The organism is Cryptosporangium arvum DSM 44712 (genome assembly GCF_000585375.1).
Taxonomy (GTDB): domain Bacteria; phylum Actinomycetota; class Actinomycetes; order Mycobacteriales; family Cryptosporangiaceae; genus Cryptosporangium; species Cryptosporangium arvum.
Genome location: NZ_KK073874.1, coordinates 8644778 through 8659632 on the forward strand (window position 1 = coordinate 8644778; position 14855 = coordinate 8659632).

Below are 14855 nucleotides of genomic sequence, written 5' to 3' on the forward strand. Positions count from 1 at the left end.
CTAGGTCTTCGGTCTGCCCATCCGTGGGCCGACCGGGCCAACGGCGAAATCGGGGACGGCGGCCGGGCCGCCGTCCCCGCTCGAGATCAGGGGAGCTTGCTGGAGATCGTGTTGAACGCGGTGTTGATCTTCCCGCCGAGCGTCACGACGGTCGCGACGATGACGGCGGCGATCAGCGCCGCCAGGAGGCCGTACTCGACGGCGGTCGCACCCCGGTCGTTGGCACGATCCTTGAGTGCGACGGCGCGCTCGGCGATTGCGGTGTAGGCGTAAAGGAACATCGATCCTCGCTTAGGTCGGTCGGTCCATCCGTGGGCCGGCCACCGGCATTCGGTGTCGGTCAATCTGTTCGTCGGCAGCTGGCGCGCCGACGTGAGGAGTACGTCAGGGCAGCTTGGTGGAGATCGTCGCGAACGCCGTGTTGATCTTCCCGCCGAGCGTCACGACGGTGGCGACGATGACCGCGGCGATGAGCGCGGCGAGCAGGCCGTACTCGACGGCAGTGGCGCCCCGGTCGTTGGCACGAGCCTTCAGCGCGACGGCGCGCTCGGCGATTGCGGTGTAGGCGTACAGGAACATTCGGGCCCCCTCGGTGTGGGGCTCGGTTGCCCCTGTGCCCTACTCATCGACACCCGGGCCCACTCCAGGAGAGCGGGCCCGGTGCACCTCGGGCGCAGGAAGGTTGCGGGGCGGCCCGCCCAGGGCGGGCTCCAGGTCAGTGGGTCAGTGGGTCAGTGGGTCAGGGCGTCGGGCGTCAGGGCGTCAGGGCGTCAGGGCGTCAGCGGACGGTTCCGGCGGAGCCGCCGCCGCGGCGGGTGGGTTCGGCGGCGGCCAGGAAGCGGCCGTCGCGGAGGAACTCGATGGCCGCGACGGCGCCGATCTCCTCGACGGTCGAGAACTTCCAGCCGAGCGTCGTCAGCGCGGCCTGGTCGAACGCCGGTTCGGCCTCCACCGCGGCGCCGTTGCGGGCCGACGCCCGCGGCGCGGCGATCGCCTGCGGCAGGCTCAGCCCCCGCGCGAAGCGGCCGAGCAGCACCTGCAGCACGGTCGTGATGATCGTGGCCCCGCCCGGCGAGCCGAGCGCGAGCACCGGCTCGCCGTTCTTCAGCACGATCGTCGGCGCCATCGAGCTACGCGGACGCTTGCCGGGACCGGGCAGGTTCGGGTCCGGAACACCGGCCGTGACCGGCACGAAGTTGAAGTCGGTGAGCTCGTTGTTGAGCAGGAAACCACGGCCGGGCACGGTGATCCCCGACCCGCCGGTCTGCTCGATAGTCAGCGTGTACGCGACGACGTTGCCCCACTTGTCGGCCACCGTGAGGTGGGTCGTCGACGGCCCTTCGTACGGCGTGGCGGACGCGGCGCCGGCCGGAACCTCGCAGCCGGCGCCCGCAGCGCGGGGATCGGCCGGCGGCTGCGGGGTGGTCAGCGCCTTCTTCGGGTCGATCAGGCAGGCGCGGCTCGCGGCGAACCGGTCCGACAACAGCTCGCGGACCGGCACCTCGCCGGTGTCGCCCACCCAGCGGTTGCGGTCGGCGAACGACAACGTGCTGGCGGCCAGGTAGTTGTGGTCGCTCGCACCGGTCTTCTCGAGGATGTTGAGCGCCTCCCCCACCGTCGTTCCGCCGGAGGACGGCGGCGCCATGCTGTAGACGTCGAGACCGCGGAACCCGGTGCGGGTCGGCGCCCGGAACGGAGCCGTGTACTTCGCGAGGTCGGCCTTCGTGATCTGGCCCTTGCGCACCTTCCGGGTCACCGCCGGATCGACCGGCGGGTTCTGCGCGGTCTTCACGATGTCCGCACCGATCGGGCCGGTGTAGATCTCCTCGACGCCGTTGCGGGCGAGCTGCTCGTAGGTGCGCGCCAGGTCGGGGTTCTTCAGCGTGCTGCCGACGGTCGGCGGCTGACCGCCGGGCAGGAACAGCGCCTTGGTCGCCGGGAACTCGGCGAACCGCTCGGCGTTGTCCGCGGTCTGGTCCCGGAACGTCGCGTCGACCACGAACCCCTTCTTCGCCAGGGCGGTGGCCGGCGCGAGCGACTGCGCGAGCGAGCGGGTGCCCCAGGTGTCCAGCGCGTGTTCCCAGGTCATCGGAGTGCCGGGGACACCGACCGAGAGCCCGCTGGTGACCACGTCAGCGAACGGGATCGCTTTCCCGTTCTCGGTGAACACGGTCGACGTGAAGCTCGCCGGCGCGGTCTCGCGGCCGTCGATCGTGCTGATCTTGTTCTTCTTGGCGTCGTAGTAGACGAAGAAGCCGCCCCCGCCGATTCCGGCGGAGTACGGCTCGGTGACCCCGAGAGCGGCGGCGGTGGCCACCGCCGCGTCGACGGCGTTGCCGCCCCGGCGGAGGACGTCGAGGCCGATCGCGGTCGCGTCCGGGTCGACCGAGGAGACCGCACCGCCGTTCCCGACCGCGGTGGGGCGGCTCGGTGGTGGGGTGGCCGCCACGGCCGGGGTAGTGGTCGCGACCAGCACGGCCACTACCCCTGCGGACAGGACACTGAGCTTCTTCGCCACGGGGGCCTCCCCAGTCCTTTGGGGAGTGTCGTTTCCCGTTCGAACGCGGATCTAACCCGGGTAGCCCATCGTTTCTCAGGCACCCCGGCGGCGCAGGGCGTCCTGCAGGTCGGGATGCCAGCCCTGACCGATCACCTGGGGCTCCGGGTGCGGCATCGCGTGGCGGCCGCGCCGGGCCGGTGCGGGAACCGGGCCGCGCCGTACCGCCTGCCGGGCGGCGATGCCGGCGAACAGCAGCAGCGCGCCGATCAGCCCCGCGGCGAGGTTCTGCGGCGAGGTGGTGGCCAGCGTGTTGCGTGGCGAGGCCACGTTGCTGTTCGACATCGACGCGGAGAGCTGACGGGTGGAGCCGCCCGCGGCGTTGGTGCCGCCGTAGGTGTATTCGCTCGTCGCGACGCCACCGCCGGTGATCACGTGCACGACGCTGGTGCCCGCGGTGCAGCGCGGCGCGGTGAAGGTGAGCGACGTGGCGTTGCTGTTCACCGCGACCGCGTTGGCGGCGACCTTGGCGTTGCAGATGACGACCGCGGTGTCGGCGCCGCCGAGGTTCGCTCCGGTGATCGTGATCGGTGTGCCGCCGTCGGCCGGGCCGCGGGCGGGCGTCAGCGAGGTGATCGTCGGGGTGGCCTTGGCGGCCGCGCGGGGGTCGGCCGCCGCGGCGGTGAGGTTCGGTGGGCGCAGGCCGGTGGCGGGTGCGCGGTCGAAGAACAGCGGGGCCGCGGCGGCGGTGAGGCGCTGGGGCAGGACGGCCACTGGGGCCGCGGCCGGCGCGATGAGCAGCGGGTTCGCCGCTGCGGGCGCGATGGCTTCTGCGACCGGAAGCGCGTCGGGTGCCTCGATCGCGACGTCGGGCACGGCCACCGGCCCGATCACGCCTGCTTCCGCTCCCGTTCCACCCGCCCCGCTCGTGTCCGGGACGACGCTGTCCGGCACCGCGTTGTCCGGAACGGTGCTGCCCGGGGTTGTGCTGCCCGGGGTGGTGGTGCCCGGGGCGGTGGTGCCTGGGGCGGTGCTGACCGGGGCGGTGTCGGTCGGGGTTGTTACCGCTGGGGCCGCGGTGGCCGGGTCGATCGCGACCGGGTCCGTGATCGCCGGGACCGTGATCGCCGGGGCCGTGATCGCCGGGGCCGTCGCGGCCGGGACGGAGGTGGCCGGGGCGACCACACCGGGGATCGTGGTGGTCGGGGCCGTCACCGCCGGGCTCGTGAGGGTCGGGTTCGTGCCCGTCAGCACCGGGTCCACCAGCGCCGGATCCGTGATCGCCGGAGCCGACGTGCCGGGGACCAGTTCCGCGGGAGACGAAGTGCCGGGGACCGTCCCCGCGGGAACCGAGGTTCCGGGAGTCGTCCCGACCGGGGCCGCAGCGGCCGGATCGATCGTGGCCGGGTTGGGCGTCGCCTCGGTCGGGGTGGTGTCGGTGGGAGTGGTCGCGGTGGGGGTGAGCGCGGCCGGGACGCAGGAGGCGGTGGCCAGGCGGATCGTGCCGAGATCCACCGACACCTCGTCGGCACCGATCGCGGAGATCCGCGCCTCGACCGCGGCGTGCGCTCCCCCGGCGTCGACCGCCGCGGTTTTCTGCAGTTCGACGCCGAGCTGGACCCCGCCGACCGGCACCGTCACCGGAGCGCCGCCGACCTCGGCGGGAGCGCCGGCGACCAGGAGCCCGGACACGTCGGTCTCCGCGACCGGCTCCGCCGAGCCACCCGGCGGGCAACTCACCTGGGCCTCGACCCGGTCCGCGCTCACCAGCGGCGTCCCGAGCGCGGTCAGCTCGAACCGCCCGAGCCGGGCGGCGGCGTCCGAGCCGGTCTCCTGACGCTCGGCGCGCACCTCGGTGGCCACGCCGTGCGCGGCGAGTCCGCCCGTGTCCACGCTCACCGGGACCCCGGCCAGCGCCGTGTCCCCGCTCTTCGGCGCGACCGCGGTGACCCCGTCCCGGCTCAACGCCGTGAACTCCACCGACTCCCCGGACTCCGCGCTGCCACCACCACCCGAGGTTTCGCCCTCGGACAGCTCGACCGGCAGCGTCTCGACGCCCGAGGAACCGGCTGCGGACCCCATGTCAGCCGAAGAATCCTCCAACGGAACCTCCGCCGCCGGAGAATCCTCGGCGGCCGGAACACCCTCCGTGCCCGGAACACCCTCGGCGGCCGGAACGTCCTCCGCGGCCGGCACCAGCGCGTTCACCGTGGCAGCGCGCAGATCGACGCTCATCACCTGCGCCGATGCCTCACCGGCCGACGTCACGAGCCGAGCCCCGCTCGACGCGTGCACGAACGCGGGCGACACCAGCGGAGCTCCGGACACCACGCTCGCGCTCGCGGGCCGCTCCGCCACCGCCAGCACCAGCGCCGCCGCGCACGGCACCGCGACAAGCACCGCTCGGAGCCCGGTCGAACCCATCATCCGGGTCCGGGGCCGGGGCCGTGCGTGCCCCTTCCGCGTCGTACGCATCTTCCGACCCCTCGCAGTCGTCGAGTAAGGCGTGCCCATCGGCACCGTGAGCCCGCGGGCCCCCCACACGCACCCGGCGCCGAGCACCAGCAGCACGATGCCGCCGAGCGCCAGACCGTCGATGCCGAAGCCGGTCACGTCGGTGCCGGTGGTCGGCAACCAGTTCGAGGTGCCGGTCCGGTTCCCGCCGCTGGTGTACCGGGTCCCGCCGGTGGACACCTTCTTGCCGTCCGCCGGCTTCGACGCCGACGCGGCGGCGAATTCGACCTCCGCGTCGGTGCTACCGCCGGCGGTGGTCAGCTTGATCGTCTGCTTGCCGGCCTTGCAGGCCGGCGCCCGGAACGTGGCCGTCGTCCCGCCGAGCCCGACGATCACCTGGGAGGCGGGGATCGTGTACCCGCAGATCGTGACCGTTGTTCCGTTGATGACGAAGTTCTCGCCGGTCACCGTGATCAGTCCGCCGCTGCCGACCTTGAGCTTGGCCGGCTTCACCGAGCTGTCCACCGGCGGCTTCTTGGGCTTCGGCGTGGTCGGCCCGCCCGGCGTCCCGTCGTCCGGGTCCTCGGTGCCCGGGTCGGTGCCGGGATCGGTTCCGGGGTCCGGGTCCGGGCCGGGGCCGGGGCCGGGGCCCGGGTTGCCTCCGCCGGTCGTGTAGTACGTGTAGCTCAGCGGCTGAGCCGGGATGTTGTCGGTGGTCACGACCACGAACACCGATCCGGCCGCGTGCGCGGGCACCACCGCGGTGAGCGTCGTGGCCGACTGCACGGTCACGTTCGTCGCCGCGATGCCGTCGAACGTCACGGTGGTCCCGGGGTTGAACCCGCTGCCGGTGATCGTGACGGTCTGCCCGCCCGAGGTCGGGCCCGTGGTCGGGGTCATGCCGTCCGCCGACGGACCCGCGGCGTAGAACACGTCGTTCGTCGACGCCGCGTCCTCACCCGGAAGGATCACGCTGACGTCCGCGAGCGTGCCGTTCGGACGCGCCGGCGCCTTCGCGACCACCTGCGAGTTCGGTGTCGCGGCGGCGATCCGCCCGGTCCGGCGCCCGGCGGGCTCGGTCCGGCGCTCCCCGGACGTCGAGGAGACCGGCTGCACGGCCGCCGCGCGCACCGACGCGGTACCGGCCATCGTCTTCGCCGACAGCAGCTCGCCGTCGACGCCGTCGAACGTCACCCGGACCGCGTTCTGCAGGTTGACGCCGTTGATCGTCACGAGCGTGCCACCGGTGATGTTCGCGTACGGCGGCACGACCGACGTGATCGCCGGCGGCGTGTACTCGATCGTGCCGAACGGCTTCGTGCTGTTGTCCGAGAACACCAGCACGATCGCCTTGGTGCCCTGCTCGTGCGGCGGCGACGTGACCGTCACCTGCGTGGCGCTGGCCGAGACGTTGGTGCCCGGCAGCGCGTCGAAGTTGACGCCGGTGACCGCGGCCAGGCCGGTACCCGTGATCGTGACGGTGGAGCCGCCGTACGTCGGGATCTGCGCCGGCGTGAGCGACGTCGGCGTCGCGCCGCTGGAGATCGGGGGCACGGTCGCCGGCACGTAGGTGTAGCCACCGCTCGACTGGGCGTCCGCGCCGGGCAGCGTCACGACCACGTCGACCGCACCGGCGGCGTGCGTCGGAGTGGTGACGGTGATCGACCGGCCGTCGGGCGCGACGACCATGCCGGTGCCGGCCAGTCCGTCGAACCGGACGGCGACGGCCTGGGCGAGCCCGGTGCCGGTGATCGTCACCGAGGTGCCGCCGTTGACCGGCCCGGTGGCCGGGACGATCGAGGTGATCGTCGGCGCGACGTAGTTCAGCGTGCCGATGTTCTTCTGCCCGGCGGCGAACTCCAGCCGGACGATCGGCGAACCGGCGGTCTCGCTGGCCGGGATCTTCGCGGTCAGCGCGGTGCCGGCGGGGTTGATCACCACACCGACCGCCGCGGTGGAGCCGACGTAGACGCGTGACACGTAGGACAGGCCCGTGCCGAAGATCGTCAGCGTGTCGCCACCGGCGGTCGGCGAGTCGGCCGCGGACAGCACCGCGGTCGTGGAGCTGCCGTCGGCGAGGTACGTGAACTTCGCCGCGGCCGGCGACTGGCCCGGCTCCTCGACCGTGATGCTCGCGTCGCCGACCGTCCCGGCCGGGGTCACGAACGTGATCGTGGTGCCGTCCGGACTGGCCGAGAACGTGACCGGGCGGCCGTTGATCTTGACCGCGGACGCGGCGGCCAGGCCGGTGCCCTTCAGCGTGACCTGGGTGCCGCCCGACTCCGCCCCGGTCTGCGGCGTCACCGCGGTGATCACCGGCGTGGCGTAGGCGATGGTGCCGCCGTCGATCTTCCCGGCCGGGAAGCCGACCTCGACCTTCGCGGTGTTGTCGCTGGACGGCGGCGAGGTGACGGTCATCGTGCTGCCGTCGGGGGCCTTGTTCGTGATCGTGCCGGGCACCCCGTCGAACGTCACCTGGGTGGCGTCGTTGAGGCCGGTGCCGGTGAACGTCACGGTTCCGCCGGAGGCCGGGAGCGACGCCGGGTCGGCGCTCGTGACGCTGGCCCCGGTGCCGTCGGCGATGTAGGTGAACGTCTGCGCCGGCGGTGAGGCCGCGCTGTAGGTCAGCTTCACGTCCGCCGGGCCGGGCGTGCCGGTCGGCGTCGTGAACGTCATCCGGGTGCCGCTGGCGTTGACCGTCGGCGTGACCTGGACGTCGTCCACGGTGACGCTCTGGACGCCGCTGAGCGCGAACCCGTCGATCGTCACCTCGGTGCCACCGGCGGCCGGGCCGCTCGACGGCGACATGCTGGAGATCGTCGGCCCGGCGTAGTAGTAGCCGCGGGGAACCGTGCTCGTCGCGTTCGGGGTGCTCAGCACCACCTGCACGGCGCCGGACTGGGCCCGCGGCGGCACGGTCACGACGATCTCGTTGTTCCCGGCGCTCACGATCTGCGCGAGGTCTCCGGCGAACGTCACCGTGACGACGTCAGCCAGGTTGTCACCGGTGATCGACACCGTCGTCGGCGTGTTCGTCGGGCCGAACGCGGGCGTGATCGCGGTGACCGTCGGCGCGGCCGGCACGAGGTAGGCGAAGCCGCCCGCCTGCGTCGCGTCCCGGCCGGGAAGGACCACGGCGACGTCGACGACGCCGGCGCCGTTCGGGGCCTGCGGGGTGCGCGCGGTGAGCGTGCTCCCGGAGCCGCCGACCACCACGTCGGTCGCGGGCGCACCGTCGAACGTCACCTGGGTGGCGCCGGTGAACCCGATGCCGGTGAGCGTGACCAGGGTGTCTCCGGCCACCGGGCCCTGTGACGGGTACACGGTGTAGATCGCCGGGGCGACGTAGTTGATCGTGCCGGCCTCGAAGTTGCCGCCCGGGAACCAGACCAGCACCGTCACCGGGCCGGAGTTCTCGGTCGGCGGGGCGGTCACGGTGATCCTGGTGCCGTTCGGGTCGACCGTGAGGTCGTCGCCGGCCTTGCCGCCGAACGTCACCGCGGTCGCGCCGGTGAAGTTCGTGCCCTGCATGGTGACGGTGCCCCCCGCGGTCGGGATGCTCGACGGGCTCAGGCTGGTGACCGAGGTGTTGGTGCCGTCCGGCACGTACCGGTAGGCGGCCCGCTTCACCGCGTCCATGCCCGGCAGCGTCACGACGACGTCGACCGTCCCGGGCCCGTGCGCCGGGGTCTTGACGACGACCGCCGAACCGGCCGGGTCACGGCTGGTGATGTCGGCCGCGACCCCGTCGAACGTCACGGCCGTGGCCTGGTCGAGGCCGCTGCCCTGGATCACGACCGAGTTGCCGCCGGAGTCCGATCCGGACGCGGGGTCGAGCGCCCGGATCTCGGGGGCGACGTACTTCAGCTGGGTGGCCGAGAGCGCCGCGCCGTTCGGCGTGACCACGGCGACGTCCACCGCGGTGTCGGTCTCGGACGCCGGGACCAGCGCGCGGACCTGGGTGTCGGTCGGCGTGCCCTGGATGTCGGCGGACTTGCCGCCGATCGTCACCGACGTCGCCCCGCTCAGGTTGGTGCCGGTGATCGTGATGACTTCGCCGCCGTCGGTGGAGCTCGTCGTCGGCGAGATGCCGCTGATCGCCGGCGGCGGCAGCGGTGAGTACGTGAAGCCGCCGACCGCGGTGGCGTCCGCACCCGGCAGCACCACCAGCACGTCCACCGCACCGGCCGCGTGGGCCGGGACGGTCGCGGTGACGACGCCGTTCTGGTCGACCGCGAAGTCGGTCGTCGGCTTGCCGTCCACGGTCACCGCGGTCGCGCCGGCCAGCCCGGTACCGGAGATCCGGATGCGCGTGCCGCCGTCGACGTAACCGCGGTCCGGTGCGACGGTCCTGATCGTCGGTGCGACGTACGCGGCCGTGCCACCGCGGTAGGTGCCCAGCGGGAACGTGATCTCGACCGGTGCCGGGCCGGCGTTCTCGCGCGCCGGAGCGTTCGCGGTCAGCGTCGTGCCGTCCTGGCTCACCGAGACGACCGAGCCCGGCAGCCCGCCGAACGTGATGCCGTTCGCGCCGGTCAGGTTGGTGCCGGTGACCGTGACCTGCCCACCGGCGGTGGCGACCGAGGGCGCCACGTTCGTCACCGACGAGTTCGAACCGTCCGCGACGTAGGTGTAGGTCAGCGGCTGTGGGTCGGGGCCGGTGAAGTCGACGACGACCGGCGCGTCACCGGCGACGCCGGCGGGGGTCGTGAACGTGATCGTCGTGGTGGTCGTGGCGAACGCGGTGACCCCGACCCCGCCGACCTTGACGCTCAGCGCGTTCTTGAGCTGGGTGCCGGTGAGCGTGACCGACGTTCCCCCGGCGACCGCGCCGCTGGCCGGGGAGATCCCGGTGAGCGTCGGACCCTGGTAGGTGTACCCGTTCGGGAGGATGCCGGTGCCGGCCGGGCTGGTGACCGCGATCGCGACCGGGCCGACGTCGTTGGACGCCGGTGTGGTGACGGTCAGGCTGGTGTCCGAGCTGACCAGCAGGTCGGTGGCCGGCACGCCGTTGAACGTGACCTGGTTGACGTTCGTGAAGTTCGTGCCGGTCAGCGTCACGCTGGTGCCGCCGCTGCTCGGGCCCTGCGGCACCGAGACGTTCGTGATGGTCGGCGCGCCCGGGGCCACGTAGGCGAAGCCGTTGTTCGCCCGCGCGTCCGCGCCGGGGAGCTCGACGACGACGTTCACCGCACCCGGGTTGTTGCCGGCCGGGGTCCGGACGGTCAGCCCGGTGGCGGTGACCGTCAGGTCGGTCGCGGGTGTGCCGCCGAACAGCACCCGGGTCGCCGCGCTCAGCCCGGTACCGGTGATCGTCACGACGTCGCCACCGGCGACGGCGCCCTGCGCGGGCTGGATCGACGTGATGGCCGGAGCCACGTACGTGAGGTCACCGGCGTTGACCGTGCCGCTCGGGAACCGCAGCGCCACCGGGACGCTGCCCGGGGTCTCGGTCGGCGGTGCGGTCACCGTGATCTTCGTTCCGTTCGGGTCCACCACCAGGTTCGTGCCGGGGACGCCGTCGAACAGGACGGCCGTGGCCGCGGCGAGGTTCGACCCGGTGATCGTCACCGTGCCACCGGCGGCCGGGACCGAGCGCGGGTCGATCGCGGTGATCTGCGAGGCCGAGCCGTCGTCCTGGTAGGTGTAGGCGCTCACCGCCTTGGCGTCCGCGCCGGGCACCACCACGGTCACGTCGACGACGCCCGGCGCGTGCGGTGGCACGGTCACGTTGACCTTGGTGCCGGCCGGGTTCACGGTCACGCCGGTCGCCTCGGCGTCGCCGAAGCGCACGGCGGTCGCGCCGGTGAGCCCGGTGCCGATGATCTCGACCGCGTTGGTGCCCGCGGCCGGTCCGCTGACCGGCGTCACGCTGGTGATCGTCGGCGCCTCGTAGGTGATCGAGCCACCGTCCGCGGAGCCGGCCGGGAACTTGATCGAGACCGCGGCCGCGCCCGCGGTCTCGGTGGCGGGCGCGGTGACCGTGATCGCCGTGCTGTTCACGGTCAGGTTCGTGCCGGGCACGCCGGCGAACGTCACGCCGGTGGCGCCGGTGAAGTTCGTGCCGGTGATCGTGACCCGGCGTCCCGAGGTCGGGATCGGGCTCGGGTTGATGGTGCTGACCGTGGTCTGGGAACCGTCGTACTCGTACGTGTACTTGATCGGGTCCGGGTCGTTGCCGGTGACCGCGACCGTGATCTGCGTGTCGCCGGGCGTGCCGGCCGGGGTCGTGAACACCACCGATGTGCCGTTCGGCGCGACGCTGACGATGCTGGCGTCGACGCCACCGACCTTGACCCCGGAGGTGGTCGACAGCCCGGTACCGGTGAGCGTGACCTGGGCTCCGCCGCGCTGCGGGCCGGTCGACGGGTCGACCGCGGTCAGCGTCGGGCCGTCGTAGGTGAAGCCGCCCGGCCGCGTGCCGGTCGTGTTGTCCGAGGTGGACAGTGTGATGTCGACCGGTCCGGCGTCCTCCGAGACCGGGGTGGTGATCTTCAGCGTCGTCGCGGTGCGGCTCGCGCCGTCGATCGTGGCGGTCCGGCCGTTGACCTTCACCGAGTTGACGTTCGTGAAGTTGGTACCGGTGAGGGTGACGACGGTGCCGCCGACGGTCGGTCCGCGCGACGGCGAGACGTCGGTGACCGTCGGCGTGCCCGGCGGCTGGTAGGAGTATCCATTCGCGAGCGTGGCGTCGGCGCCGGGGAGCGTCACGACGATGTCGGCGAGGCCCGTCGCGTGCGCCGGAGCCGTGAGCGTGATCCGGGTACCGGCCTGGTTCACGCTCACCCCGGTCGCCGCGGTCCCGCCCACCGTCACGGCCGTTGCTCCGGTCAGCCCGGTACCGCTGAGCTCCAGCTGGGTGCCGCCGGCGATCGGTCCCTGGGGCGGGTCGACGGCGGTGATCGTCGGTGCCTTGTAGGTGTACGTGCCGGCGTTGACCGTGCCCGCCGGGTACACGACGACGATCGGGACGTCGCCGCTCTGTTCGGTCGTGGGCACGGTCGCGGTGATCTGCGTACCGGCGGAGTTGACCGTGAAGTTGGCGGTGTCGACGCCGCCGATCCGCACGGCGGTCGCCGGGGACAGGCCGGACCCGGTGATCGTGACCGTGTTCCCGCCGGACGTGAAGCCGGAGCTCGGGTCGGGCGGGTTGACGGTCGCGTCGGAGCCGTCCGCCAGGTACGTGTACTTCAGCGCGGTGCTGCTCCCGCCGGCCGACGTGACGACGACGTCGACCTGTCCGACCGGCTTCGCCGGCGCGGTGTAGGTGAGCGAGTTGCCGTCGGCCGAGACGTTCGTGACGGTGGCGGGCGTGCCGCCGACCGTCACCGTCGTGTTGCCCGGCACGAAGCCGGTGCCGGTGACCGTGACCGGCGTGCCGCCCGACTGCTTGCCCGACGACGGGCTCAGCGCGGTCGCGGTGGTGGCCGGCACCGCCGGCTTCTGGCAGCTGGCGGTCGCGAACGCCAGCGTGCCGAGGTTGATGTCGATGCCCAGATCGGCGGTGAGGCGGATCGACACCTGCAGACCGGCCGCGTAGGCCGAGTTCACGGTCGTGGTCTCGACCCGGGTCGCGACCACCGTGAGGCGGGCGTTGACCAGACCACTGACGGTGACGGCCGAGCCCTTGGTGACCGACACGTTGGCGGCCAGGTTCACCGCCTGGCCGAGGAGCGTGACGCCGGTCGTCGAGGTGGTCGCGGTCTGCTTGCCGGTGGCCGGGCAGGTGACCTCACCCGAGAGCGCGCCGACGTTGAGCAGCGACGTGCCGAGCAGCGTGACGTTCAGGCCGGCGATCTTGGCCTTCGCCGACGACTGCACCGAGCCTTTGGTGGCGGTGATCGTGTCGACGTTCGCGTTGGCCGACACCCCCAGACCGTTCAGCGGCAGGGTGAGCACCCCGGCGTCCCGGGTGCCGCCGGCGGCGGGCGCGTCGGCCGCGCCGATCGTCGAGTTCAGCTGGAGCAGCGGTATCCCGAGCACGGTGGCGCCGAGCTGGGCCACGATGCCCCGCGCGGACGCGTCGCCGGCCGCGGCCTCCGCGCGCGTGGCGGGCAACTGCGCGAGGACGCTTCCCACGAGCAGCGACGTGATCAGCGCGCCAACTCCGCGCATGACTCGCCGCGACATGGTGCCCTGGGAGGAAGGCGCCACCGATTTCGGCAGTTGCATACAGACAACGTACGAATTGAACTAATAACCTGTTAAGTCGGTATACGGGTGCAATTCGGGTGCAGAACGAGATTATTCGGGGTGCGCGTACATCACGTCCGTCGCACAGACCTCGAACCCCAGACCGGAATAGAGACGTACGGCGCGAGGATTCGATTCGTCGACGTAGAGCGTCGCTTCGGTCGCTCCGGTGCGGACCAGGTACTCCAGGCCGGCGAGCGTGAGCGCGGTACCCAGCCGCAAGCCCTGGGCGCCGGGGTCGACCCCGACGACGTACACCTCGCCTTCCGGACCGGGCGTGCCGTCGGCGGCCAGTTCGCGTTTCGTCCAGTGGTAGCCGAGCAGCTTCGACCGGTCGTCCGCAGCTACCGCGAGCAGGAAGCCCGACGCGTCGAACCAGGGCTCGGCGAGACGTAGTTCAAGATCCGACTGCGTCCATTTTCCCTGCTCAGGATGGGTGGCGAAGGCGCGGGCATTGACGCGGAGCCAGGCCGCGTCGTCGGTTCCGGGCTCGAACGCACGCAACTCGACGCCTGCGGGCAACTCAGTGGGCGGCAGCGGGCGACCCAGAGGGCGGCACATCTTGAAGAGCACACGCGAGCGCTCCAGACCGAGCTTCGCGGCCAGTGCGCGCGCGGCCGGGTGCTTCCCGTGCGCCCAGATCGCGAGGCGGGTGTCGGTGGCGCGCAACATGGCCTCGGCCAGCTCGCGTCCGAGTCCGCGCCCCCGCCGAGCGGGATGTACTACCAATTCCCCGGAATCACCGGCGATTTGTGCGTAACCGGCAATTACCGAGTCCGCACGCGAAAAAAGATGTATGACATCCGGATACTCGCGGGGATTACGCAACGCCAAAAGCGTCTGCTCGGAAAGCGGTGCTACTCCGTCGGTGGCGGTGGCCGCGTCGGCGAGCGCGAGCACCGCATCGATTTCAACTGCGGTTACGGACGTCACCTTCATGTAATACAACAGGAGCGGGCCCCGATGCGGGGCCCGCTCCGGTCGGAAAAGTCTCAGACCACCGTGAGCAGCGGGTCGTTCTCCGGCAGCGTGCGCGGCGGCGGGGTGACGAACTTGTAGCCGACCTGGCGGACGGTGCCGATCAGCGCCTCGTGCTCGCTGCCGAGCTTCGCGCGCAGACGACGAACGTGGACGTCGACCGTGCGGGTACCGCCGAAGTAGTCGTAGCCCCACACCTCGCGCAGCAGCTGGTCGCGGGTGAACACCCGGCCCGGGTGCTGGGCGAGGAAGCGGAGGAGCTCGAACTCCTTGTACGTGAGGTCGAGCGGGCGACCCTTGATGCGGGCCGAGTAGGTCTGCGGGTCGATGACCAGCTCACCGGCGCGGACGACACCCGGCTCGTCGTCGGCGGCGTCGTTGCCGTTCTTGCCGGTCGCGAGCCGCAAGCGCGCCTCGACCTCGGCCGGCCCGGCCGAGGTCAGAAGGATGTCGTCGACGCCCCACTCCGCGTTGAGCGCGACCAGACCGCCCTCGGTGAGCACCGCGAACAGCGGAACGGTGAGCCCGGTGGTGCGCAGCAGCCGACAGGTGGAACGAGCGCCGGCGAGGTCGCCACGGGCGTCCACCATGACGGCGTCGGGGGTCGGGCCGCCGAGCAGCGCCTTCAGGTCACGCGGGGCGGTGCGAACGGTGTGTCCGAGAAGATCCAGGGCAGGAAGCACGGTCGCGGCCTCGGCTTCGACGCCGGCCGTCATGAGGAGGATTTCCATGG

General features: G+C 72.3%; 6 protein-coding genes. All 6 read right to left on the reverse strand.

What is annotated here, in order from left to right; translation table 11 throughout:
* Positions 1-86: 86 nt before the first annotated feature.
* On the reverse strand, positions 87-281 hold the full coding sequence (locus CRYAR_RS39460; RefSeq protein ID WP_035858460.1) for a Flp family type IVb pilin: 195 nt from the start codon (positions 279-281) through the stop codon (positions 87-89).
* A gap of 103 nt (positions 282-384) precedes the next feature.
* On the reverse strand, positions 385-579 hold the full coding sequence (locus CRYAR_RS39465; protein ID WP_035858462.1) for a Flp family type IVb pilin: 195 nt from the start codon (positions 577-579) through the stop codon (positions 385-387).
* A gap of 199 nt (positions 580-778) precedes the next feature.
* A complete protein-coding gene (gene ggt / locus CRYAR_RS39470) occupies positions 779-2518 on the reverse strand; it encodes a gamma-glutamyltransferase (protein WP_051571601.1) in 1740 nt (579 codons plus the stop codon).
* Positions 2519-2593: 75 nt separating this feature from the next.
* Positions 2594-13123, reverse strand: a complete 10530-nt coding sequence (locus CRYAR_RS47825; RefSeq protein ID WP_157018426.1) for an IPT/TIG domain-containing protein — start codon at positions 13121-13123, stop codon at positions 2594-2596.
* Between the two features lie 72 nt (positions 13124-13195).
* Positions 13196-14083, reverse strand: coding sequence for a mycothiol synthase (gene mshD / locus CRYAR_RS39480; RefSeq protein WP_035869752.1), 888 nt, complete (start codon positions 14081-14083; stop codon positions 13196-13198).
* A 53-nt stretch (positions 14084-14136) separates the two neighbouring features.
* Positions 14137-14853, reverse strand: a complete 717-nt coding sequence (locus tag CRYAR_RS39485) for a winged helix-turn-helix transcriptional regulator (RefSeq protein WP_035858466.1) — start codon at positions 14851-14853, stop codon at positions 14137-14139.
* Between the last annotated feature and the right edge of the window lie 2 nt (positions 14854-14855).

What these genes read in the sequence shown, in the direction of transcription:
- CRYAR_RS39460 (WP_035858460.1), bottom strand. Translation starts at nt 281, where the DNA reads ATGTTCCTTTACGCCTACACCGCAATCGCCGAGCGCGCCGTCGCACTC.
- CRYAR_RS39465 (WP_035858462.1), bottom strand. Translation starts at nt 579, where the DNA reads ATGTTCCTGTACGCCTACACCGCAATCGCCGAGCGCGCCGTCGCGCTG.
- CRYAR_RS47825 (WP_157018426.1), bottom strand. Translation starts at nt 13,123, where the DNA reads ATGCAACTGCCGAAATCGGTGGCGCCTTCCTCCCAGGGCACCATGTCG.
- mshD (WP_035869752.1), bottom strand. Translation starts at nt 14,083, where the DNA reads ATGAAGGTGACGTCCGTAACCGCAGTTGAAATCGATGCGGTGCTCGCG.
- CRYAR_RS39485 (WP_035858466.1), bottom strand. Translation starts at nt 14,853, where the DNA reads ATGGAAATCCTCCTCATGACGGCCGGCGTCGAAGCCGAGGCCGCGACC.